The 21,938-nt window shown below is 54.9% G+C and carries 21 protein-coding genes; 9 read left to right on the top strand and 12 right to left on the bottom strand.

Translation table 11 applies throughout. The features are described 5' to 3' along the window. Positions 1 to 18 precede the first annotated feature (18 nt). Entirely contained in the window at positions 19 to 600 is a 582-nt protein-coding gene (locus tag BCM02_RS19970; RefSeq protein ID WP_148930875.1) for a hypothetical protein, read from the bottom strand. A gap of 188 nt (positions 601 to 788) precedes the next feature. On the opposite strand from BCM02_RS19970, the gene BCM02_RS19965 reads away from it, so the two are divergent. Together BCM02_RS19965 and BCM02_RS19960 are read left to right on the top strand one after the other, a co-directional pair. Continuing rightward, positions 789 to 1,517 carry a polysaccharide deacetylase family protein gene (locus BCM02_RS19965; RefSeq protein ID WP_246183465.1) on the top strand — a complete coding sequence of 243 codons (729 nt, stop codon included), beginning with the start codon at positions 789 to 791 and terminating at the stop codon, positions 1,515 to 1,517. Between the two features lie 170 nt (positions 1,518 to 1,687). Beyond that, positions 1,688 to 2,884, top strand: coding sequence for an FAD-dependent monooxygenase (locus BCM02_RS19960; RefSeq protein WP_148930874.1), 1,197 nt, complete (start codon positions 1,688 to 1,690; stop codon positions 2,882 to 2,884). A gap of 78 nt (positions 2,885 to 2,962) precedes the next feature. Here the strand turns inward: BCM02_RS19960 and BCM02_RS19955 are convergent, their stop codons facing one another. The 7 genes from BCM02_RS19955 to BCM02_RS19925 form a co-directional block, all read right to left on the bottom strand. Further along, complete coding sequence (locus BCM02_RS19955) at positions 2,963 to 3,709, bottom strand: SDR family NAD(P)-dependent oxidoreductase (protein WP_148930873.1); 747 nt, start codon at positions 3,707 to 3,709, stop codon at positions 2,963 to 2,965. A 73-nt stretch (positions 3,710 to 3,782) separates the two neighbouring features. Beyond that, entirely contained in the window at positions 3,783 to 4,445 is a 663-nt protein-coding gene (locus BCM02_RS19950) for a TetR/AcrR family transcriptional regulator (protein WP_148930872.1), read from the bottom strand. A 127-nt stretch (positions 4,446 to 4,572) separates the two neighbouring features. Continuing rightward, positions 4,573 to 5,352 carry a hypothetical protein gene (locus BCM02_RS19945; protein WP_148930871.1) on the bottom strand — a complete coding sequence of 260 codons (780 nt, stop codon included), beginning with the start codon at positions 5,350 to 5,352 and terminating at the stop codon, positions 4,573 to 4,575. Between the two features lie 534 nt (positions 5,353 to 5,886). Then, on the bottom strand, positions 5,887 to 6,210 hold the full coding sequence (locus tag BCM02_RS19940) for a hypothetical protein (protein WP_148930870.1): 324 nt from the start codon (positions 6,208 to 6,210) through the stop codon (positions 5,887 to 5,889). A gap of 267 nt (positions 6,211 to 6,477) precedes the next feature. Beyond that, complete coding sequence (locus tag BCM02_RS19935; protein WP_148930869.1) at positions 6,478 to 6,699, bottom strand: helix-turn-helix domain-containing protein; 222 nt, start codon at positions 6,697 to 6,699, stop codon at positions 6,478 to 6,480. Positions 6,700 to 6,708: 9 nt separating this feature from the next. After that, positions 6,709 to 7,191, bottom strand: a complete 483-nt coding sequence (locus BCM02_RS19930) for a DUF2975 domain-containing protein (protein ID WP_148930868.1) — start codon at positions 7,189 to 7,191, stop codon at positions 6,709 to 6,711. Positions 7,192 to 7,566: 375 nt separating this feature from the next. After that, on the bottom strand, positions 7,567 to 7,890 hold the full coding sequence (locus BCM02_RS19925) for a cupin domain-containing protein (RefSeq protein WP_148930867.1): 324 nt from the start codon (positions 7,888 to 7,890) through the stop codon (positions 7,567 to 7,569). 210 nt (positions 7,891 to 8,100) lie between these two features. On the opposite strand from BCM02_RS19925, the gene BCM02_RS19920 reads away from it, so the two are divergent. The 5 genes from BCM02_RS19920 (at position 8,101) to BCM02_RS19900 (ending at position 14,293) form a co-directional block, all read left to right on the top strand. Beyond that, a complete protein-coding gene (locus tag BCM02_RS19920) occupies positions 8,101 to 8,610 on the top strand; it encodes a TRAP transporter small permease (RefSeq protein WP_246183464.1) in 510 nt (169 codons plus the stop codon). Beyond that, positions 8,607 to 9,902, top strand: coding sequence for a TRAP transporter large permease (locus BCM02_RS19915; protein WP_148930866.1), 1,296 nt, complete (start codon positions 8,607 to 8,609; stop codon positions 9,900 to 9,902). Before BCM02_RS19920 ends, BCM02_RS19915 begins: the two co-directional genes overlap by 4 nt. A gap of 112 nt (positions 9,903 to 10,014) precedes the next feature. Next, on the top strand, positions 10,015 to 11,055 hold the full coding sequence (locus BCM02_RS19910) for a TRAP transporter substrate-binding protein (protein WP_148930865.1): 1,041 nt from the start codon (positions 10,015 to 10,017) through the stop codon (positions 11,053 to 11,055). Between the two features lie 640 nt (positions 11,056 to 11,695). Beyond that, positions 11,696 to 13,528, top strand: a complete 1,833-nt coding sequence (locus BCM02_RS19905) for a sensor histidine kinase (RefSeq protein WP_148930864.1) — start codon at positions 11,696 to 11,698, stop codon at positions 13,526 to 13,528. Between the two features lie 21 nt (positions 13,529 to 13,549). Further along, on the top strand, positions 13,550 to 14,293 hold the full coding sequence (locus tag BCM02_RS19900; RefSeq protein WP_148930863.1) for a response regulator transcription factor: 744 nt from the start codon (positions 13,550 to 13,552) through the stop codon (positions 14,291 to 14,293). A 32-nt stretch (positions 14,294 to 14,325) separates the two neighbouring features. Here BCM02_RS19900 and BCM02_RS19895 read toward each other — a convergent pair whose 3' ends face one another. Continuing rightward, positions 14,326 to 14,799 carry a hypothetical protein gene (locus BCM02_RS19895; RefSeq protein WP_148930862.1) on the bottom strand — a complete coding sequence of 158 codons (474 nt, stop codon included), beginning with the start codon at positions 14,797 to 14,799 and terminating at the stop codon, positions 14,326 to 14,328. A gap of 302 nt (positions 14,800 to 15,101) precedes the next feature. Here BCM02_RS19895 and BCM02_RS19890 point away from each other — a divergent pair, with 302 nt between their 5' ends. After that, on the top strand, positions 15,102 to 15,425 hold the full coding sequence (locus BCM02_RS19890) for an ArsR/SmtB family transcription factor (protein WP_148930861.1): 324 nt from the start codon (positions 15,102 to 15,104) through the stop codon (positions 15,423 to 15,425). Between the two features lie 97 nt (positions 15,426 to 15,522). Then, the gene (locus BCM02_RS19885; protein ID WP_148930860.1) at positions 15,523 to 16,554 is read left to right on the top strand and encodes an NADP-dependent oxidoreductase; all 1,032 of its coding nucleotides are present in this window, start codon (positions 15,523 to 15,525) and stop codon (positions 16,552 to 16,554) included. A 19-nt stretch (positions 16,555 to 16,573) separates the two neighbouring features. On the opposite strand, the gene BCM02_RS19880 is transcribed toward BCM02_RS19885, so the two are convergent. The 3 genes from BCM02_RS19880 to BCM02_RS19870 form a co-directional block, all read right to left on the bottom strand. After that, positions 16,574 to 17,155: an LbetaH domain-containing protein gene (locus BCM02_RS19880; protein WP_148930859.1), complete on the bottom strand. Its 582-nt coding sequence runs from the start codon at positions 17,153 to 17,155 to the stop codon at positions 16,574 to 16,576. A 648-nt stretch (positions 17,156 to 17,803) separates the two neighbouring features. Continuing rightward, on the bottom strand, positions 17,804 to 19,429 hold the full coding sequence (locus BCM02_RS19875; protein ID WP_148930858.1) for an extracellular solute-binding protein: 1,626 nt from the start codon (positions 19,427 to 19,429) through the stop codon (positions 17,804 to 17,806). Further along, positions 19,426 to 21,807: a helix-turn-helix domain-containing protein gene (locus tag BCM02_RS19870; RefSeq protein WP_148930857.1), complete on the bottom strand. Its 2,382-nt coding sequence runs from the start codon at positions 21,805 to 21,807 to the stop codon at positions 19,426 to 19,428. Before BCM02_RS19870 ends, BCM02_RS19875 begins: the two co-directional genes overlap by 4 nt. Positions 21,808 to 21,938: the final 131 nt, after the last annotated feature.

Below are 21,938 nucleotides of genomic sequence, written 5' to 3'. Positions count from 1 at the left end.
AATTGCAGGCGTCACCGGTCATTCCAGCTCTCCATACGTCTTCAGATACTCGCGCATCAGCACATTCGAGATGGCCAGCCCTTCTTCGCGCGTAGCGGCAGGCGCCGAAAGCACCCAACCATGCTCGGCATCCCAGAGGGTGTGAGCGCTCAGCCCGTCTTTCGACTCCGGGACTTGTTCCGCTAGCAGTAGACTGACCTGTGAGAAATCCTTGTTCGCGAAGAGAAGATGCGAGTTGTAAATATTGCTCCCCGAGACAGCTCCTCGCTCATCATAGATAAAATAAGGATAGGCGATCGCTCCCCAGCCTTCTTCCGCGAAACGGATCTCCACCTGCCGCTGATCGGCGGGAACCGGAATTTGTTCGCCGACAATCGTCACTTCCCCACGAAACGTACGTTGACCCTTGAGTTTCGCGTGCAACTTCCCTTTTATGACTACAGTTGCCGGCTCCTCCTCTACCTTCGCGCCTTTCGCTCCGAGCTGATACCTCACGCCCGTCAACGTCACGTCGATCGTACGCGGATACGATTGGTAGACGATGAAAATCACGCAGCTCGCTATGGCGATCAGTACGATCCAGATCATGCGCCTTTTCATCGCACGACACCATCATAGGAGGGGAACGGCTGCAGAAGCGAAGTGCGTTTTCCGTACAAGCTTGATCAACCCCTCAAGGAAATATTAGGAAACTATTGTCACAACTGTATGTTAACGCGTTTCGGAACATCCTTTCAACCCCTGTTATCGTCAACCTATCAGAGAGACTACAGAAGAAGGTGAATCCCATGAATAAAAGAATGAAGCGGCTGCGAAGAACGCTGCTTATTACCCTCGGTACGGTTATTGGACTCGCGCTCGTCGGCTATGGGCTGCTAAAGTTGTCGGGATCTCGCGAGTTTCAACTTTACGGCGGCATCGTCAACCATGTGGAGACGTCGGAGAAGGCGGTGGCGCTTACGTTCGACGACGGCCCTACCGGGAGGACGGAAGAGATCGTCTCCATTTTGCGAGAGGAGGGCGTGAAGGCGACCTTTTTCTTGACCGGCGCGGAGATGGAGGCGAACCCCGAGGAGACCAAGCAGCTGATCGAAGCGGGTCACGAGATCGGCAACCACTCGTATTCGCACGACCGCATGATGTTCAAATCTCCTTCGTTCGTGAAAGAGGAAATCGAGCAGACGGACGCGATCATCCGCTCGTACGGCTACGAAGGACCGATACCGTTCCGGCCGCCTTATGGGAAGAAGCTGCTCGTGCTGCCATATTACTTGCACGAACATGACCGGCAAACGATACTTTGGGATGTCGAGCCAGATTCAATCGGGGAGATCGCCGGCGATGCGCAGCGGATGGTCGATCATACGGTTGAGCACGCGAAGCCGGGTTCGATCATTCTTCTCCATGTCATGTACGAGAGCCGGACGCCATCCATGCAGGCGGTCAAGGGTATTATTGACGGACTTCGTTCGAAGGGGTATGGGTTTAAGACCGTGTCGGAGTTGATGGGCGAGTAACTTCAACGAAAAGACACCGATCGGGCAGCTCGCCCGGTATCCACGTTATAAGCTGCAAATTCGCGCATAGATTGTATAGGTCCTATACGATTGATGCAACGGACAACCGTAACGCGCATCGAAATGACGCCTGATTTGATTTCTCGAGAAGATGGGAGCGGTATCGCGACATGTCTGGAAAACAGCGAATTCTGATATCCGGCGCAAGCATTGCGGGGCCGGCGCTCGCCTATTGGCTGCACCGGTACGGGTTTGAGGTGACGATCGTCGAACGCGCCCCTGCGCTTCGGCGGGGCGGTTACGGCGTGGATGTTCGAGGCGCGGCGATCGCGGTTCTGGAGCGGATGGGCGTTCTGCCTCAAGTTCAAGCGGCGGACACGAATATGACCGGGGTTTATTTCGTCGATCGCAACGGCACGATCAAAGGGCGCATAAGCGAAGCTAGCATGGGTAACCGGCATGGCGTAGACATCGAAGTGATGCGCGACGATCTGACGGACATTTTGTACAAGGCGACCAAGGATACGAGCCATTACATATGGGGGGATTCGATATCCGCGATCCAGGAGACGCAGGAAGGCGTCCTCGTCCGATTCGTTCATGCCAAGCCGCGAATGTTCGATATCGTGATTGGGGCGGATGGTCTTCATTCCCATGTGCGCAAGCTGACGTTCGGCGAAGAATCGCAGTTTAAACGGACGCTCGGCTGCTACATCTCGATATTCGCCGCACCCAATCACTTGAACCTCGACCATCAGCAACGGTTCTATGCCATTCCCGGCAAGACGGCGGGGATGTACAGCACGCGCGCGAACACCGAAGCGAAGGGGTTGTTCGTCTTCAAATCGGCGCCGCTACCATACGACCGGCACGACATCGAAGCGCAAAAGAAACTCGTAGCCGATGCGTTCGGCATCGAAACGGGCTGGGAAACTCCGCGGCTTCTTCAGGCGATGAAGCAAACGGAAGATTTTTATTTTGACGAGATCTGCCAAATCCATATGCCCGCTTGGTCGAACGGCCGAGTAGCGCTTGTCGGCGATGCGGCTTATGGCCCGTCGCCGCTCTCCGGCCAGGGCACGAGCCTTGCGCTCGTTGGCGCATACGTGCTGGCCGGCGAGTTGAAGGCTGCCCAGGGCGATTATACCAAGGCCTTCCTATCCTACGAGAACGAGATGCGCGCGTTCGTGGAGAAGAATCAGAAGATCGGACTGTCCGCCGCCCAAGGCATGGTCGCGACCTCCCGCTACAAAATTTTGCTGCAAGATTGGATGTTTCGCGTGCCGTTCCTGATGACCGCGACGTTCAACATGATCGGCAAGATGATTGAGAAAGCGGCTAACGGGATTGAGTTAAAGGGTTATTGATGGCGGAATGGAGCAGAGAGCATGACCATGATGGTTATGCTCTCTGTTATGGAAAAACGATATTTCGACGTTATTCAACTACACGGCTGTATATCCTCCATCGACCATTAAACTCGTCCCCGTTATATACGATGCGTCATCGCTAGCTAGAAATAAGACTGCTTTGGCCACCTCGATTGGCATTCCCAGTCTTCCAATCGGATGAAGGCTAATTAAATACTGTTTTGCCGACTCCGGTATATGATTGATCAGCGGGGTTTCAACGTAGCCGGGACACACCGCATTGATGCGTATCCCCTTTGAAGCGTAGGCAACTGCCGAAGATTGCGTAAATAACTTTACCCCGCCCTTGGCCGCCGCGTAGGCAGCAACTCTGGCTTTCCCGACGAAACTATGAACCGAGCCGCAATTCACGATGGCGCCGCCGTTGTTCTGCGCTAACATTTGTTGGATGGCATGTTTGTTACTTAGGAACACGCCCGTTAAGTTAATATCTATCACACGCTGCCATTCCTCAAAGTCGATCTGATCGGCCGCTCCGTCGCTTGCGATGCCGGCGTTAGCGAACAAGATATCCAGACGGCCGTACTTCGCAACCGTATCCTTTACCATCTGCATCACTTCGTCTTCCTTCGTGACATCGACTTGAAGATAGGATGTCTCTAGTCCTGCTGCCCGATATTCATCGGCGAGCCTCTGCCCATCCTCGGCTATATCCGCCAGCACGACGCTTGCGCCTTCTTCCGCGAACAACCGGGCCGTCATGGCCCCTATACCGCTTGCGCCTCCCGTGACGATCACGACTTTCCGATTAAATCTTTGCATCGTTGATTCCTCCTCATTAAAATTAAACAACTAGTTAGTTTTAAATGAAATGAGTGATGAGATTTCTCTGCCTTTATAGCAATGAGGGCTCCATCACGCCATAAATAACCAGCTTCACAAGCTGTTCCACGAAAGCTTCTTGGTTCATCCCCACGTCGAGACTATCATTCGTTGGGCCGTCGAGCCGCTTAAAGGATTGGACAAAAGGAATAATACTATTCATTAAGAGAATGGGAATCATGATGGGTTCGATATCTTGACGAATGATCTTATTCTTCTTGGCTTCGCACGCCAGTTCATAGAATGGTGTGAACTCATCCATGGCATACGAAATCTGTTTCCACGTCTTCCATCCCTCTGCCGCTTCCCACGCGAATATTTTGACGTAGTTGGGATTGTCGTTCATGATCCGGTAAGACGTTCTGAGCACGGCTTCCAGGAATCGCCGGAATTTATCCGGACTATGAGTCAACTCCGCATCCGCTAACATCTCTGCCACCGCCGCGTTAAAAGCTTCGTTACCAAATTGATCAGCTCTCTGGATGACTGCGACATAAAGCCCCAATTTGTCTTGGTAATATTGATAAATGAGGCTTTTGTTATAACCCGATGCGCTGGCAATCGCATCAATTCGCGCGGCAGAATAACCATGTTCCGCGAACAACTGCTCGGCGGCCGCCAATATCGCCGACTTCGCGCGGGCAGCATCATAGGGTCTTTTTATTCGTTCCGTCATTGTCGTTTAACCTCTATATCCAAATTAACTAACTAGTTAGATTTTATGTGATATGGATTTTTATGTCAATCCTTTCGTGTTCTGCCTTAACAAAAACAAAGGCAGCCGGTTAGGCTGCCTACTAGCATTAGAATCCCATTGTAGCAGAAGGATTCTCTCCCAGCTGTTTGACGAAGGTAAAGAGGAACTGCCAATCGGCGTATCGATAGTCTTTAATGAGCGCAAAGCGTTCAATACCCGTTTTCCCAACGACTTGCACCTGTTTCTTGTAGCTTCGGAAACCCTGGGAAGCACACCAGGTACTCAAGGGTTCTTTTCGTCCGTTTTGATAAGTGATCTGCAGAATCCGCGCGCTCGCGAAGATATCCGGGGATGGCGGTTCCGAACCGTAATATTCAAGCGCAACCACTGCATTTTTACCGTATTCCGGATCCTTCTCATCTGTCTTAATCACGACGGCCGCCCCATATTTCGTATCGCTTAGCTGCAAGGACAAACAATTCCCGTCTTGAAACAAAGGTTTGCGGATGACGAGTTTTGGGATTTTTCGCACCTTCGGGTTCGGCTGACGACACTGATGCAAGAACGTCTGGAGCGCCTGTTTACGCTTCAGCAGCGCTTTCTCCGATTCGACCTTCCAGCTGTCCAAGCCGTTCTCCTGTTCCAAATCCTGCTCGATCTGCGCGATAATCGATTCATCGACTTTGCCGTAACTCCACTGCGCTTTCGCGATGCCCAGCCATACGAGAGGTCCTTCGTCCTCGTCCTCCAATACGTCCCCGAAATTCTCCAAGCAAATGCGCGTCGCTTCGGCGATATCCTGCGTATATTTCAAAATATGCTGATAGGTTCCTATTACATCTAAAACAACATCGTCTTGCGTTATGCCTTCTCCCCAAGTGCCCATGCCAATACGTCCTCTCTAACCGTCGACTCCATTTACTGAATACCGCTATGATTATAGCAGACTGCATAATTATCTCGCACTTGGTGATTTCAGGAATTAGAATATTGAAAAATTATCTTCCCCTGGTTCGTCACGCCAAGTTATACTCCAACGGCGGCAAAGAATATTCCACGTTTACGCTCCAAATCAACTGGATGAAGAACGAAACGAGAAGCACAATCAAGATACCCTGCAGAAACGGGCGAATCCTCCATTGATTTTCGATATACCGCGTCCATAGAAAGAACACGATGCCTTACCAAAAAAAATTCATAACCAGCATCCGAAATGCAATTTCGGTGTGCTCCTCGTGCAGTGCGGGTAACATGTCCAAACCGGGTTCAGGCCGATGATCGAAAAACAATTTCAAAACATCGAGAACACGTCCCGGAATTAACGTAAATAATATACTCGTTATGAATATGATGAAAATCAGAAATGCGACCCTTCGAACCATTGTCGTAACTCCCCCGCACATTCACATAAAAATAATAATCACAAACTGGCAGGAACCGCTTGCCACGACCACAACGCAACTGCGATGATCACAATACGCAAATTCCGCTCTTTGATCATAAACAAATAGTAAATAACCCCCAGAAAGAGATTGCCGACGGTGAGATTCGCGATCATGGCGATCGCTGCAACGATAAGTAGACCAAATCCACCGAATCCCCTATTCGAAACATCCATCTCTGCTTCATGGTAACTTTGGAGCAGCGCTATCGCGTGCCTAACGCCTACTGGAAGATAAACAGCCACAACCGAAAACACCAGCAAAAAGCACGCCAACATGAAAAAAGGTTTAATCTTGCTCATACTTCCCCCCACACAATACGCCTCCTCATCCACAATTAATTGCGTTATCTTTCGCACCTTCAGGAAATGCTAAATAATAACATCGCTCCACGTCCAGCGTCGAGGAGCTGAAGCGGCTGTTCCGTACGGAGATCGAAACTCATTTAAACCAAATCGGGGCCATCAAACGCAGCGCTCACTTCCCCTGAAACGCAAAACGGCAGCCGACCATCTGGCCAGCTGCCGTACTCTTATCGCGAAGCAGGATTCCATTCCTCCCGCTAGCCGTTAATCCCCGCCATCCTCGTCGCTGCGATACTCCAACAGATCGCCCGGTTGGCAGTCGAGCGCCTTGCAAATCGCCTCCAACGTGGACAGCCGAACCGCTTTCGCCTTGCCGTTCTTCAAGATCGACAGGTTCGCCATCGTGATGCCGACCCGATCCGCCAGCTCGGTTACGCTCATTTTCCGTTTCGCCAACATTACGTCAATATTTATGATGATCGCCATGTTCTCACCTCAGACCGTCAAATCGTTCTCGGATTTAATCGCAATCGCTTCTTGCAGAAGCCGTTGTAGCACGGCGGCAAACACGGCAATGACCAGGGAGGCAAAGATCAGGATCATGCCGATGAGGATAACCCCCGGCGCATCGTCCCGCTCCGCGATCAAATAGAAGAGCGGCAGACCGACCACGAAAATGCCGCTAATGGTCAGCGCGCAGTTGCGAATGTTCTTGAGCGCCAGCACGGACAGGTCCGAGAACGCTTGGTTCGTGTCGATGTAAATCAACAGCTTGAACGACTGGTACAGCGCGATGTAGAACGGGACCGCCGATCCATAGAACATGAGAAAGATCAGATATTGCAAATACTTATGATCCGGATACAACTCGACGATAAATTCCGCGATCTCCGGCACCAAGAAGATGCACAGCGCCAGCACCGGAATACCCATGAGAATAACGGCCGCCTTTAAAAAGAGCGTTGTTCCTCGTTTCATGAAAAGCCCCTCGCTTTGATTGAAGTTAATTTGACTTTACCACATGTTTTATCGTTTTACAATAAAAAGTTGCTGATGTTGAATATATAATTGCTGTTATAGGTTTATCCCATATTCATCCGGAATATGCTTCGCGCACAAGGCGAAACGGCTATCGCCGCCTTTTGAGGCGAGGCGAGTTTCGTTCCGGAGACATATAGGCCGAAGTATAGGCGTGAAACTTATACTTTCCTATATGTTAAAAAAGGCGCCCCCGCGATACGAGAGCGCCCTACCTTTGATATGCCGCATCCTTCCAATCCCCGCCGATGAAGCACCTGACGCGTCACCGATCCGCGCGCACCTCACAAGCGAGCACCGGAACGCCCTATCCGCTCACGCCCGTCCCAGCAAATCCAGCCGCAGCGGCGTGAACGTATCGAGCAGCTTGCTCGCCGCGAGCGCGCGGCATCCGTGCTTCGCCCCGCCCGGAATAAAGATCGTCTCCCCTTGCGCGATGACGGTCTTCTCCCCGTCCACCGTGAACTCGATCCGCCCCTCCAGGCAATAAGAGAATTGCTCATGCGGATGGCTGTGCAGGTACCCTTCCGCCCCTTCCTCGAAGTGGACCTCCATCATCATGATCGACTCGCCCGGATTGAAAATTTTGCGCTTCACGCCCGGCTCGGCAGGCTCCCATACGTTCAATTCCTTCCCCATCTCCATCTTCCTCCCCTGCGCGTAATCTGCGAGATTATCATACCGTCCGCGCCCGCCTTGCACCAGATACTTGGAACAGATCCTAAAAAAGTTACAAAAAGACCTAAAACCGCCCGCATTATCAAAACCGGCGTCCTCCCGTACACTTAGTTCATGTAAGCACTTACATTGGACATTAGCAAATCGCACTTTCGCAAAGGGGGCATCCGGTTGAAAAAGACCATAAAACGAATAGCGCTGGCGATCGATTCGTTCTTCGAACATTTCGCGTTAATCGCCATCGTTGCTATGGTGGTCATCGTGACGATTCAAGTTATTACCCGCAAGCTGTTCAGCTTCGTCTTCTTCTGGTCGGAGGAGGTGACGCTGCTGCTCATGGTCTGGTTCTCCTTTATGGGCATTGCGATCGGGTTCCGGGAGAAGCTTCATCTGGCGATGGACAGCTTCACCAACCTGCTGCCGAAGAAGGTGAATTGGGTCATCGACAAGGTCATCCTGATCGCGGTGTTCGGCTTCGGCTTGTATCTCGTGAAGAACGGCTGGGACTTCACCGTGCTCATGAACGAGTCCACCCTCGCCGCGACGAAGCTGCCGAACAGCGTGATGTATCTCGTTATGCCGATCACCGGCGTCATGATCTGCGTTTACACCCTGCTTCAGCTGATCGGCATTGAGACGATCCGCCACGAAAACATCGACGAGGAGGTGCCGAAGACGTGAATACGATCGCGCTCATCATACTAGCCGGCACGTTCATCGCCCTGCTGCTGCTGCGGTTCCCGATCTCGATTACGCTTGCCGGGTCGGCTCTCGTCACGATGATTTACCTCGATCTGCCGTGGGTCGTCGTCGGACAACGCATGATTCAAGGCATCAATTCGTTCTCGCTGCTCGCGATTCCGTTCTTCATCCTCGCCGGTCAAATCATGAGCGCCGGCGGCATGGCGGTCCGGCTGGTCAATTTCGCCCAGCTGTTCGTCGGGGCGGTGCGCGGCGGACTCGCGCTCGTCAACTGCGTCGCCTGCATGTTCTTCGGCAACATCTCCGGATCCGCGGCGGCGGACGTGTCTTCCATCGGCTCCGTGCTCATCCCGGCGATGAAGAAGAAAGGCTACGACGCGGATTACGCCGTCGCGGTCACGACGTCGGCTTCGATTCAAGGCGTTATTTTCCCGCCGAGCCACAACTTAGTCTTGTTCTCGGTCGCCGCGGGCGGCGTGTCCGTCTCCAACCTATTCTTAGGGGGCATCGTACCGGGATTGCTGCTTATGTTCACGCTCATGATCATCTCGTATTCGGTCGCGGTGAAGCGGAACTATCCGAAGGGCGAGCCGATCAAATGGTCGCAAGTGCCCAAAATCATCGGCGACGGTTTCCTCTCGCTCATGACGGGCGTTATCATTCTAGGCGGTATCCTCAGCGGCTGGTTCACGGCAACGGAAGCCGGCGCGATCGCCTGCGTGTACGCGTTCATCCTGACGTTCTTCGTCTACCGCGATGTCCCGCTCCGCCATATCGGCATCGTGCTGAAGCGGACGTTCCGCACCGTCTCGATGGTATTGTTCCTGATCGCCGCCTCCGACGCGTTCGGCTGGATACTCGCCTACTTGAAGGTGCCGGTGCTGCTGACCGACATGTTCCTGAGCGTCTCGGACAACCCGTCCGTCATCCTGCTCATGATCAACGTGCTGCTGCTCCTCATCGGATTCCCGATGGACATGGCGCCGATGATTCTGATCATGACGCCGATTCTGCTGCCGGTCGCCACGGCGCTGGGCATCGATCCAGTCCACTTCGGCATCATCATGATCCTCAACTGCGGCATCGGGTTAATCACCCCGCCGGTTGGAACCGTCTTATTTATAGGGTGCGCGATAGGCAAGGTTCCGGTCAGTCAAGCGACCAAAGCCTCCTGGCCGTTCTTCTTCGCCATGTGCGTCGCCCTGCTGCTCGTTACGTATATCCCGGAAATATCGCTATGGCTGCCGCATCTGGTCAATGGCGCGCCGTAAACGTAAATTGAACCTTTTCTCCCTACAACATGTATCCGCTTTCAACGATATTATTCGCAAAACAGGAAGATGGACGATGAACGACGAACGATAACTGAGGAGATGATGAACGATGAAGATGAAACGGTTCACTGGGGTCCTGACGGCAGTTCTGGTATCCGGCGCGATGCTCGCAGGGTGCAGCGGCGCGAATGACGCCAACGCTCCCGCTAATGAAGGCGCATCCTCCGGCGACGAAGGGAAGAAGCAGCCGACGTATACGTTCCGCCTGGCCGAATCTCACCCGGCGGATTACCCGACGACGCTGGCCGATAAGAAGTTCGCCGAGCTCGTGGGCGAGAAATCGGGCGGCCGGATCAAGATCGAGGTATTCCCTTCCGCCCAGCTCGGCGAGGAGAAGGCGGTCATCGAGCAGGTGCAGCTCGGCGCGATCGAATTCACCCGCGTCAGCACCGGCCCGCTGGCGGAATTCAACAAGGCGTTCGGCGTGTTCAGTTTGCCTTATATTTTCGAGAACGAGGAGCATGAATGGAAGTTCCTGAACGGCCCCGAAGCGCAGAAAATGCTGGAGGACCTCAGCTCGTCCAAATTCATGGGGCTCGCCTACTACGACTCCGGCGCCCGCAGCTTCTACACTCGCGAGCCGGTGACGAGCATCGAGGATCTCAAAGGCAAGAAAATCCGCGTCATCCAGAACAAGGTCAACATCGACCTGATGGACGCGCTCGGCGCCAGCGCCACGCCGATGCCGTACGGCGACGTGTTCAACGCGCTGCAGACCGGCGTCATCGACGGGGCCGAGAACAACTGGCCGAGCTACTTCACCTCCAAGCACTACGAGCAGGCGAAGCACATTATCGTCGACGGCCACCAACGCGTGCCGGAAGTGCTTATGGCGAGCCAAGTGACTTGGGATAAGCTGTCCGATGAAGACAAGAAAATCATCAAGGAAGCGGCAACCGAGTCCATCGCCTACCAGCGCGAACAATGGAAGCAATTCGAGAAGGAATCGGAGGACAAAGTCCGTGCGGCGGGCGTCACCGTCACCGAAGTCAGCGACCTTAAGCCTTGGCAGGACGCGGTCAAGCCGATGATCGAGGAATATCGCGCCGATTACAAGGACGTGCTCGCGGCGATCGAAGGCTCGAAGTAGGCTTTAAGCGGACGTAATGGGCGACAACGGAGCGTACGACCATCACGGTTGCGAAGCAAGGCGTTGCCCTCGCTCGAGTCGAACTCATATCGCGATTTTCTTTTGGGAGGCTCAATGCCTCCCTCTTTCCTTTCGCGCCATTGCGCCGCAAGCGGCAATCGCGTGCGGCGTCCGTTTTTCGCGCTGCGGTCCGTTGCGGAAATTCCTGCCGGCCATGCATAATGAAGGAGTCATCACTTGCAGGAATGCTTGGTGCATAAAGTGAACGTTCAAAAATCGACAATTCAGCACCGAGAAGGTTGCGAGAAGGCGAAGAAGGAGGAGCGGAGTTTAGGCCAACCTAAATGAGCGCCGGACTTCAAGCCTGATCGCAAGATTCGATGTCGCGTTACGTCTTGAATCTGCTTCGTGATTAATTGTCGACTTTTTGAACCACCTTTATCGATCGAGTTCAAAAATCGACAATTCAGCACCGAGAAGGTTGCGAGAAGGCGAAGAAGGAGGAGCGGAGTTTAGGCCAACCTAAATGAGCGCCGGACTTCAAGCCTGATCGCAAGATTCGATGTCGCGTTACGTCTTGAATCTGCTTCGTGATTAATTGTCGACTTTTTGAACCACCTTTCAAAGGAGAGCTGTCCGCATGGTCTGGAACAAAGCGCGCCACTGGTTCATGCACACGGTGTTTCTGCGCGATCATTCGCTCGGCGCGAGGCTGCTCGTCTTCTCCGCCGTGCTCGTCATTATCCCGATGCTCATCGTCGGTCTCATCTCGTACCAGCGCTCCTCCGGCGTGCTGCAGCATGAAGCGCGGCAGTACAGCTGGCAAATCATCGAGCAGGTCAAATCCCATGTGGAGCACTACGTCCGGGATATCGAGATCATCGCGCTCAAGACAATTAACCACCCCGATATGGGGAAGCTGCTCAAAATGAACAGTCTGGAGGAAATCGAACAGTCTCAGATCCGCCAACCGATCATGCAGCTGCTGCGGGATTCCGGCTATTCGCGATCGGATATATCCAACATCAGCTTATTCTTAAGCAACATCCTCATCCTCGATCTGCGGGGAGACGACAGCATCGAGCCGCTGGCGCCGCTCATGGACGAATATTGGTATCAGCTCGCGCCCGCCAACGGGGAGCCGATGCTCGTCAGCCGCGTCATCAAGTGGAAAGACCGCGAGGAGCCGGTTATCTCCATCGTGAAGCGATTAGTCAGCCCCCATACGCTGGAACCGATCGGGATGTTCATCATCGACGTGAATTACAAGCGCTTTCAGGAGATCGCGGACCTCGTCACGATCGGCAAGACCGGCTATATGTTCATCTTGGATTCACAAGGCCACTACGTCTATCATCCCGAACTATCCCAGTTAGGGAGCCGGGCGCAGCTAGACGGCTTGAAGGAAATTCAAACGATGGAGAGCGGTTCGATCCTGTCCTCGGACGGGAAGCAAAACTTTCTCACCTTCAGCCATTCTTCCTTCTTGGGTTGGACGCTTGTCACCGCAGTGCCATATAAGGAGCTGACGTCGGGCATCGGGTATATCGGCCGGACCATCCTGTGGACCGTTATCATCACGCTTGGCGTCGCCTACTGCCTCGGGATCGGACTCGCGTCCAGCATCATCAATCCCGTCCGTCAGCTGCAGCGGCTCATGAAGCGCGTGGAGCTGGGGGATTTCGAGAGCAAAGCGGTCGTCACCTCCCGGGATGAGCTCGGTCTGCTGACGCATGGCTTCAACAAAATGGTCGGGAATTTGAAGGAGCTGCTGGAACAGATTTATTTCTCCAAGCTGAAGGAGACGGAGATGACGTTGCAGCAGAAGGAGATGGAGCTGAAGATGCTCATCGCCCAGATCAATCCGCACTTCCTGTACAACTCGCTGGAGACGATCCGCGGCATGGCGCTCGAGCAGGACATGGACGACATCGCCGACGTCGCATCGGCCTTGGCCCGCCTGCTGCGATACAATCTCCGTCATCCGTCGCCTTACGTGACGCTGCAGCAGGAGTTGGATATCTGCGACATGTATCTGCGCATTATGAAATACCGGTTCGAGGATCGGCTCGCCTACGAGTTCCATGTGCCGGAGCTGCTCCGCGAACAGCCTTTCGCCAAGTTCTCGCTCCAGCCGCTCGTCGAGAATTGCATCGTGCACGGCTTCGAAGCCGGCGGCGGCGCGAGCCGCATCCGCATCGCCGCCCGCGCGGAGCTGGACGGGACGTGGTCGATTACGATCGAGGATTCGGGCGTGGGCATACCGGAGGACCGGCTGGCGGCCGTTCAACAGAGTTTGCTGGAGTCGGGGACATCGCACGATAGCAGCCACATTGGCCTTGCGAACGTGCACCGGCGGATCGTGCATTTGTTCGGCGAAGGGTATGGCCTTGCGATCGACAGCGCCTGGGGCAAGGGGACGCGCGTGACGATGCGTCTGCCCTGCGGCCATGCCGAGCATCGGGCGGGTTAATACGACGGAGGAGGTGTCGCGATGCCAAGCATCGTGCTGGTGGATGATGAGCGATGGGTAAGGACCGCTTTGCGGAAGGTCATTGAGCGCAGCGAATCGCCTTATCAAGTGGTGAAGGAATGCGCGAACGGGCAGGAGGCGCTGGACTGGCTGGACTACCATGAGGCGGACATCGTCATGACGGATGTGAAAATGCCGGTGATGGATGGCTTGACGCTCGTGCAGCAGCTGCGCGAACGCCCGAAAGCGCCCGAGGTCGTCATGATCAGCGGGTACGACGATTTTCAGTTCGTCCAATTCGCGCTGCGGGCGCAGGTCGTGGACTACCTGCTGAAGCCGGTGGAAGTCGACGATATGCGCAAATGTCTGGAGACGATCCGCATGCGCCGGTCGGCAGGCGGCGCGATCGAGGAGCCTCTCCCATCCAAAGCGGAGAAGGAGCGCGAAGAATCGCCGATCAAGCTAGCGGTCCGTTACATCCAGGAGGCGTTGCCCGGCGACGTGACGCTGCAGGAGATCGCGGCCAGGGTGCACCTGAACCCCTCCTACTTGAGCCAGCTGTTCAAACAGCAGATGAAAATGAACTTCATCGACTACGTCCTCGAGCAGCGGATGGAGCGCGCCAAGCAGCTGCTGTCCCGGACGACGCTGCGCATCTCCGAGATCGCCGAACGCGTCGGCTACTCGGATCTGGCGTACTTCAGCAACACGTACAAGCGGATTACGGGAATGACGCCGTCGGAGTATCGGAAGGGGCAGGCGTGAGGCTGGAAAACACGCGATGCGGGGCGGTTCATTCAGCGACTAATCCTCTTTACCCCCAGCGCAGTCAGCGCAGCCAGGGATAGCCCGATGAGAAAGGTATAGGCGTTAAAATAGATAGTGTTCGTATATTGGTTCAGCCAGCCGAAATGGTAGATGGCCGAGTCGGGATTGGCCGGCCCTCCCCCCAAATGCCGAATTAGTCTGTCGACGAACGCATATTCGCCGAGGCCGCACAGGACAACGAATATGAGCAGCGCAAGTCTCGCCCTCTTCCTATACGGCGCATGGTCCGCGACCCGCCTGCTAATCCGGTAGGTAAAAACGACGGCTGCCAGATAGACGGGGATCGCCGGGAAGACGAACAGGATCGCCGGGTTGCCGTTGCCGGACACGCCGTGACCCGCCCCCCGATAAGTAAACGTGAGCAGATAAACAACCATGAATAACAGAGCGCTCAATAGGGACGATACAGCAAAGGCGATCAGATCAACCTTCGTTCGAGACATGCCGTGTTTCCTCCTTTACCACTGCTTGGGAGATCAAGCTAAGGGTCAGCCCGAGGCGTTCGGCGCCAACCTGCCTTCAATACATATATATCCTATATTGCATCACTTTGGATAGTTGTAAAACTGTGGCGCAATAGCAACCGACCACCCTGCCGAAGCCGGCAGGATGGTCGGTTTTTGTATGCGGGAACCGGCGAGCAGCGATTGTCGCCCGCCGCGTTGCCGACTAACTTGATTTTAGGGAGTACATCATTATATTTAGGTTTAATCGATTAAACCAATGAACAAAGAAGGTGGATGCTATGGACCAACATACCGCACCTGTTCTGCAGCAATTCAAAGCTTGTATCCCGCTATTGGAAGTGCTGACGGATGAGAACCGTCAAGCTATTATTATGCTGTTGGCACAGAACAAGTCCGGTCTTAATGTGAATACAATAGCAGGCCATATGAATTTGTCCAGACCGGCAGTCTCCCATCATTTGAAGGTATTGAAGCAGTCCGGCTACATTCAATCCGAGAAAAAAGGCGTAGAGAATTATTATGTATTGACGGTCCGCCAACCGCTCGAACAACTCAAATCATTAATTGCCGCGGTCGAATCCGCATGCGATTCGCCTCAATGATCCCCTAAGACTTGAGGCGTGTCCTGCGCGTCGAGCAGCTTAATTCGCACCATTGGTTCGTTTGTTTAAACCAATAATCATAGTGGAGTGATACGAAATGAAGGCCATAACCATTGCGAAATACGGGAAACATGTTCCGCTGATGATGTCAGAACAACCCCTGCCTACGATCGGAGAACATGATGTGCTGGTGGAAATCCATGCAGCCAGCTTAAATCCGATTGACTTCAAGATTAAGGAAGGCAAGATGAAATTCCTTTTGAATTACAGGTTCCCGCTCATCTTAGGAAATGATTTTGCCGGAGTGGTGGTCAAAGTCGGGGATAAGGTGAATACATTCAAGCCCGGAGATAAAGTGTACGGGAGACCCCGCAAAAACCGAATCGGAACATTAGCCGAATTCATCGCCGTGCACAAGGAAGATATTTGGCTGAAACCGCAGAATCTGACCTTCGAAGAGGCGGCTTCGATCCCGCTGATCGGCCTTACCGCGTACCAGGCTTTCGTTGATCTTCTAGACCTCCGGAAGGGTCAAAAAATCTTGATTCACGCCGGTTCGGGAGGCGTAGGAACGTTCGCCATCCAATTGGCCAAGCGGATGGGCGCCTTTGTCGCCACGACGGCAAGCGATAAGGGGTACGCGTTGGTCCAATCGTTGGGGGCCGATCAGATTATTAATTATAAAGAAGAGCATTTCGAAGACATGCTTACCGGATACGACGCCGTGTTGGATACTTTAGGCGGAGCAGCCTTGGAGAAATCCTTCCGCATTCTGAAGCCAGGCGGACAAATCGTCTCCATCTCGGGCATTCCCAACGCCAGATTCGGCAAAGAGGCCAAATTAGGGTGGTTGAAAACATTCATTTTGTCCATGGCAAGCCGTAGGATTACCGCTCTGGAGAAGAAGAGCCGAACACGCTACCACTTCCTTTTTATGAAACCGAGCGGAGAACAATTGAGGGTCTTAAAGGGATTTATTGAAGAGGGTCTCATTAAGCCCGTTGTTGATAAGGTATATCCATTGAGCGAGGCCGAGCAAGCCTTTCAATACCTGGAAAGCGGACGGGCCAAAGGAAAGGTCGTCATTCAAATCAAGACGGATGACCCGGCGACGAATTCAGCCATCTAACCGGATCGCCGCCCCCGCCCTACCCAATCGGCACATTGAAAAACTGCTGCGCCGTGCACTCGCCCTTGGTCCGGTGCTGAATCCGCAGCTCGCCCGTCCGGTCGCGGAAGACGAGGTGGTCGTCCGGAATCTCCGCGTTGTAGACGGCTGCGCCGGCCCCGACCGATACGCGGTCGCCGACGGTTTTGTTCCCGAGTATCATCGCTCCTGCCCCGAGGAATAAGCCCTTCCCCAGCACGGGGGCCGGGCTGCCGGCATCGTCGACGGCCGTATTGATCGTCACGTTCTGGAAGACGACGAGGAAGTCCGCGTATTTCGCTTTGCCCAGCACGGAGCCGACCGGGTGTCCGAATAGGAAGATGTTCGGCAGCTCCACCTTGTACGAGTAGAACATCCCGTTCATCATTTTGTTCAGGAAGATAAGTTTGTCGCAGATCGGCTTGTTCTCGGAACGGTTCCACAAGCTATGGGACAGGAAGTAGAGAAACTGGCTGTACTGGTCCGAATGGAGATGCGAGAAATAGGCCTCGCCGTCCTTCGTGTAGCCGGGACTCGTGATTTTCTCGAAACAAAACTCGGTCCGCCCGAGCGCGAGGCGCATCGCCGCGTCGATATCGTCGCCCGCGAATGCGTGCGCATCCGGGAAATAATGCTAGAGCTGACTGCCGAGATAGGCTTTCAACTCGGAGGTCGTTAGCGACATTTTCATCTGGTACCGTCCACCCTTGCGTTCAGATCGTCGTTCATCGTTCCGTCGTTGTCAATAAATGGCTCAATCCCAATTATTCACTCCTCGTCTGCGATGTATACGACAACCAACAAAAGGGCTTCTCCCTTCAGGATCCTCTGTTCTCGGTCCACTCCCTCCCCCTCCGCTGAGGGGAACCAAAGGACTTCGCCCTCTGGACACCCTTCTTCGTGCTGACACGTTTGTTCGCGGTTCGCGGTTGGCGGTCGCGTCCGTGTTGGCACGCTTTTGTCCTGACGGACAAAGCTTCATGCATGGACGCCCTCCTCTTCCCCTCCGCCGAGGGGGAACCAGCGTTCGACACGGTATGCCTTGGGGTTTAAACCTGTCTCTTCGTGCACTTGGCGGGATGTCGTACTGACCTTCGCTTTCGTCCGCTCCCGCGGACACGCTTTACGTTTTTATCCACAACATGAACAGTTGCATAATTTCCTAAGCATGCACGAAGCGGCCTTAGCTCTGAACGCATTCAGATCCAAGACCGCCGGGTAAGGGCACGTTTTAAGGTATCAATTGCCCCGCGTACCACGTATTCGCATCCGCCAGCACCTGCGCGCCGCCCGCTTCCAGGAAGGACTGCACGAACGCGTCGAAATCCTCGACCGGCCGGTCGCCCGTAATGATCGCGATATACGCCTTGTTGCGCAGCTTGATGAGCTCGGGACTGTTCTTGATCAGCGACGGGAACGGCACCTTGAGCGCGTTGTAAATGCCGTGCCGGTCGAGCCCCAGCGTAGACGCCCACTGCTCCCTCCGTCCTTTCGGCGCGGCGGGCACCATCATGCCGATGTTGGCCCCGATCTGATTCGTATAGTTCGGCCGCTCGTCATACGGAGGCAGGACGACCACATCGTCCTTCGACGCGCCGGGCCATGTCCAATGCTTGTCCTTCACGCCGTATTTCATCGTCATGCTCTCTTCCGGATTCGGATTGGCGCTGACATAGTCGAGAATCTCGAGGATGCGGGCCAGCTTGCCCGGTTCCTTCGCCGCATTCGCCCCGATCGCGGTGTAGCTCATGAGCAGATCGTAGGCTTTCGAGCCGCTCTGTCCGGTTGGTCCGATGATCGGCGGTCCGAACGCGATCCGAGCGTCGCGGTTCTTACTCGTCAGCTCGAGCGCGTTGAACGCCGCTTCCGCCGGCACTTCTTCGCCCTGCGCATTGAAGGTCTTGTAGTCCCCTGCTTGAATCCAGTGATAATAGTTGCCCATCGACGTCATGCCGATCCGGTCATTGATGAAGGCATGCGACAAGTGCTTGTATCCGCCTTTGTTCTCGCCGGTGACGAACTCGGGGTCGATGACGCCGTCCTTGTACCACTTTTGCACATACCGAAGCGCTTCTTTCATCTCCGGCTCGAGCGCTCCGATGACGAGCCCGCCGTTTTTCTCCGCAAAATATAGCTGCTCGGTAAACACCATTTGGCCGAACGCGCCGAACACGACGTTCATCCCCTCGCTCGACAGCCCGTACGTATCGTGCTTGCCGTTGCCGTCCGGATCGTTCTTGGCGAAGGCATAAATCACCTGCTCGAATTCAGCCAGCGTAGTCGGGACGGATAGCCCGAGCGCCTGCAGCCAATCCTCCCGATAGACGACCGGCACCCGGAACTTGTTCGTCGAATTGACGACCGGAATGCCGTACTGCTTGCCGTCCAGCTGCCCGAAGGCAAGATAGCCGGGGGCGTTCGTCTGAAGCTGGCGGGTCAAGTTCGGCGCATAATGCTCCAGCACCCCGGCCGGGATGTCGGCGAGCACCTGCTGCTCCTGGTACTTCAGCAAATCCTGCGGCTGCCGGATGCGGAACAGATCGGGGATCTCGCCCTGCGCCAGCCTCAGATCGAGCAGCGCCTCGTAATTCGCGTTCTCGAGATTCCACACGTCCAGATCGACGTTGAATTTGTCCTCCACATACCGGATCATCTCCGCGTCCGCCGGCACGTCCTCGTTCAGATGCATCGTCCATGAGATCGTGTACCGCTTCTCCTGCGCGCCGTCCGGCTCTGCCGCCTCGCTTGTGGCTGCCGCGCCGCTCCCTGTCGGGGATCCGCAGCCGCTTACGACAATGAGCATCGTCAGCATAAACAACCCGATGGGGCGATTACCATACCGTCGTTTCCGTTTCATAAGCGCATGACCTCTCCCGGCACGTCGATGGGTTCTTCCTGTTTCAGCAGGGTTCGGACGTAATTTTTCGGCGTGGCGCCGTACGTTTCCTTGAACTTCTTGATGAAATAAGCCGGCGTGCCGTAGCCGACGTCGCCCGCGATCTGCTCCACGGTCAGCTGGCTCGTCCGCACCAGTTCGAGCGCGCGCTCCATCCGCTTGCGCGTCACGTAATCCGTATAGCCGACGCCGGTCTCTTCCTTGAACATTTTGCTCAAATATTTCGGGCTCAAATACACGTGCGCGGCCACCGCGTCGAGCGACAAATCGTCCGCCAAATGCGCGCCGACGTACGCCTTGACCGCTTCCACGCTATCCGTCGCCCGCTCGTCGCTGCGCTTCTCCATCAGCTCGAAGCATTCCGCGATCGACTGCACGAGCCATGTCCGGAAGCCGTCGATGTCGGCGATATCTTGATACTGCTTATACAGGTCGATCTTGAACTGGCCGGACTGCTTGAACCGCACGTTCTTCAGGAAATCCGAGTATATCGAGATCAACTTCATCAGCACGAACCGTCCGTATTCCGCCGCATACGGCCCTTCCTTCAAATCGCGCAGCAGCTGGTCGGTCGCCGCGGTCACGCCCTCCAGACTTCGGGCGTGCAGCTTCTCCGTCCACTTCGGCAGAACGGATGGCGCCAGCTCCAGCTGGCTTTGCTCCCGGTTCAACAGGCGGAATTCCCGCACGATCGGCGATTCGGGATAGAAGAAGCCGTATTGGATCAGCGTCTGCGCGGCATCGAAGCTCCGGTGCACGTCGGCGCGCCCCTGCACCCACAGGCCGTAGGCGATGCGCACGTCCAGGCTGAACTCCATCCTGACCTCGGTCAGCACCAAGTCGGAGATGGCGTCCAACATGGCGTCGTCTGCCCGGTTCGTGCCGACGATGACGGCGATGCGGCGATCCGGAAGCTCCTCCGCGATGAGGCAGGCATCCTCGAGCACGGCCGCCTCTAGCTGATTGATCAGCTTGTAGATGACATACTGGCTCGTCTTGGGGCCGAGCGCTTTGAAGCTTGGGTTGACCGGGTCGATGACCAGACAGCAGTAGCCGGCGAACGCCAGCGGAAGGTCCAGCAGCGCCAGCTGCTCGTCCAGCTCATCGGCGCCGTAGCGGTCATGCAGCATGTTCAGCACGACGTTGTGCTTGATGACCGGCTTGTTCGCCTGCAGCGTCTCCTCCAGGCTGTTCACCTTGCTGCTCAGCTGATGGATGGCGGTATCGATCAGCTTGAATTCGTTATGCTTCGCCTCGGCGGGATGATCGAACAAGCCTTTGATCCGGCCGACCAACCGCTTGATCGGCTGGTAGCTGACCGCCGTGAAGATGCCCGACAGCACCAGTCCGACCACGACCGCCAGTCCGCAGATGGCGAGCATGATTTGCTGGAGCAGGATCGACTTCTGATAGAAATGACGCTCCGGAATAACGTTGTACAGGCTCCATCCGTTCGCGTCGAGCTTGTTGCCCGATACGACGTAGCCGGTCCTGCCGATGTCCGTGCCGAAGCTTTGCGCTTCCGCGTCGGAGGCGAGGAGGTCGTCGATATAAGGCGCTTGCGGGGGCCGATTGCCCAGCAGCGTTTTGTCGGCCGCGGCAATCACGACGCCGCTTGCGTCGATTAAGTAGGTATTCGGATAGTCGGATGGCATCATTTGGCCGATAATCGCGCTCAAGGCGGCTTCCTTCATGTCGATGCCGATGAGGATATCGCTGTCCTTGCCGGGCGCATTGAACGGATAGCTGCGGGCATACGTCATGAGCGGCAGCATCGCGTTGCTGCCGGATACGCTGGCATAGATGTCCTTCGGCACGAGACGCGGCGCGGTCCACAGGAACGTCTGCTTGCTTGTGCGCATCGCGTCGATCCAGTCCATCTTGTGCAGGGACGTATCTTCCTTCGCCCCCGCCTCGTATTGCAGCCCATATAAGGAAGAGATCATCACGCCCGACTTCGGATAGAACAAATGAATGGCGTGCACGAGATCCTTATGTTGGATAACCTCGCGTTTGAGCAGGTTTTGAATATCTATGATCGAACTGCGTTCTCCCTCGAACGCATCGCGCGTATGCAGCTCGACCTCGCTTTTTCGCTCCAAGGTCAGATCCAGATAGATTTGATTGATCCGCTCGACGACGTCGGATTCGATTCGCTGCGCCGCTTTGTCCATGACCATCGTATTGTTGGCCCGAATCTGTTCCTCGTAGTTAGGCGGCACGACCAGATAGAGAATGGAACAGAGTAATAACACGATGACGACGACGATCGTCACATATGATATGGCCAAGTTGGCCAGCACCGGCTTCGATCTTCGCATTGCCCGTAACGCGTTCATCGCATGTCCCCCTCCTTCCAATTCCCGATTATACAGCAAAGTTCGCGCCTGTTTAGCCGATTAACGATAACTTAACATGCCGGTCCCAGGTGCTGGAAAAAGCGAAATTGTTGATGTAAGCGTATGCAAAA

This window comes from Paenibacillus methanolicus (assembly GCF_008124765.1).
GTDB classification, from domain to species: Bacteria; Bacillota; Bacilli; order Paenibacillales; family Paenibacillaceae; genus Paenibacillus_Z; species Paenibacillus_Z methanolicus.
Note: the sequence above shows the minus strand (reverse complement) of the source record. Positions and strands in the feature narration are given on the sequence as shown.

Excerpts from the sequence above, each read along its gene's own strand:
- BCM02_RS19875 (WP_148930858.1), bottom strand. The coding sequence starts at position 19,429 with ATGAAACGGAAACGACGGTATGGTAATCGCCCCATCGGGTTGTTTATG.
- BCM02_RS19970 (WP_148930875.1), bottom strand. The coding sequence starts at position 600 with ATGAAAAGGCGCATGATCTGGATCGTACTGATCGCCATAGCGAGCTGC.
- BCM02_RS19895 (WP_148930862.1), bottom strand. The coding sequence starts at position 14,799 with ATGTCTCGAACGAAGGTTGATCTGATCGCCTTTGCTGTATCGTCCCTA.
- BCM02_RS19885 (WP_148930860.1), top strand. The coding sequence starts at position 15,523 with ATGAAGGCCATAACCATTGCGAAATACGGGAAACATGTTCCGCTGATG.
- BCM02_RS19955 (WP_148930873.1), bottom strand. The coding sequence starts at position 3,709 with ATGCAAAGATTTAATCGGAAAGTCGTGATCGTCACGGGAGGCGCAAGC.
- BCM02_RS19925 (WP_148930867.1), bottom strand. The coding sequence starts at position 7,890 with ATGGGGAAGGAATTGAACGTATGGGAGCCTGCCGAGCCGGGCGTGAAG.
- BCM02_RS19910 (WP_148930865.1), top strand. The coding sequence starts at position 10,015 with ATGAAGATGAAACGGTTCACTGGGGTCCTGACGGCAGTTCTGGTATCC.
- BCM02_RS19870 (WP_148930857.1), bottom strand. The coding sequence starts at position 21,807 with ATGAACGCGTTACGGGCAATGCGAAGATCGAAGCCGGTGCTGGCCAAC.
- BCM02_RS19950 (WP_148930872.1), bottom strand. The coding sequence starts at position 4,445 with ATGACGGAACGAATAAAAAGACCCTATGATGCTGCCCGCGCGAAGTCG.
- BCM02_RS19905 (WP_148930864.1), top strand. The coding sequence starts at position 11,696 with ATGGTCTGGAACAAAGCGCGCCACTGGTTCATGCACACGGTGTTTCTG.
- BCM02_RS19945 (WP_148930871.1), bottom strand. The coding sequence starts at position 5,352 with ATGGGCACTTGGGGAGAAGGCATAACGCAAGACGATGTTGTTTTAGAT.
- BCM02_RS19935 (WP_148930869.1), bottom strand. The coding sequence starts at position 6,699 with ATGGCGATCATCATAAATATTGACGTAATGTTGGCGAAACGGAAAATG.
- BCM02_RS19900 (WP_148930863.1), top strand. The coding sequence starts at position 13,550 with ATGCCAAGCATCGTGCTGGTGGATGATGAGCGATGGGTAAGGACCGCT.
- BCM02_RS19880 (WP_148930859.1), bottom strand. The coding sequence starts at position 17,155 with ATGCGCCTCGCGCTCGGGCGGACCGAGTTTTGTTTCGAGAAAATCACG.
- BCM02_RS19930 (WP_148930868.1), bottom strand. The coding sequence starts at position 7,191 with ATGAAACGAGGAACAACGCTCTTTTTAAAGGCGGCCGTTATTCTCATG.
- BCM02_RS19965 (WP_246183465.1), top strand. The coding sequence starts at position 789 with ATGAATAAAAGAATGAAGCGGCTGCGAAGAACGCTGCTTATTACCCTC.
- BCM02_RS19960 (WP_148930874.1), top strand. The coding sequence starts at position 1,688 with ATGTCTGGAAAACAGCGAATTCTGATATCCGGCGCAAGCATTGCGGGG.
- BCM02_RS19940 (WP_148930870.1), bottom strand. The coding sequence starts at position 6,210 with ATGAGCAAGATTAAACCTTTTTTCATGTTGGCGTGCTTTTTGCTGGTG.
- BCM02_RS19890 (WP_148930861.1), top strand. The coding sequence starts at position 15,102 with ATGGACCAACATACCGCACCTGTTCTGCAGCAATTCAAAGCTTGTATC.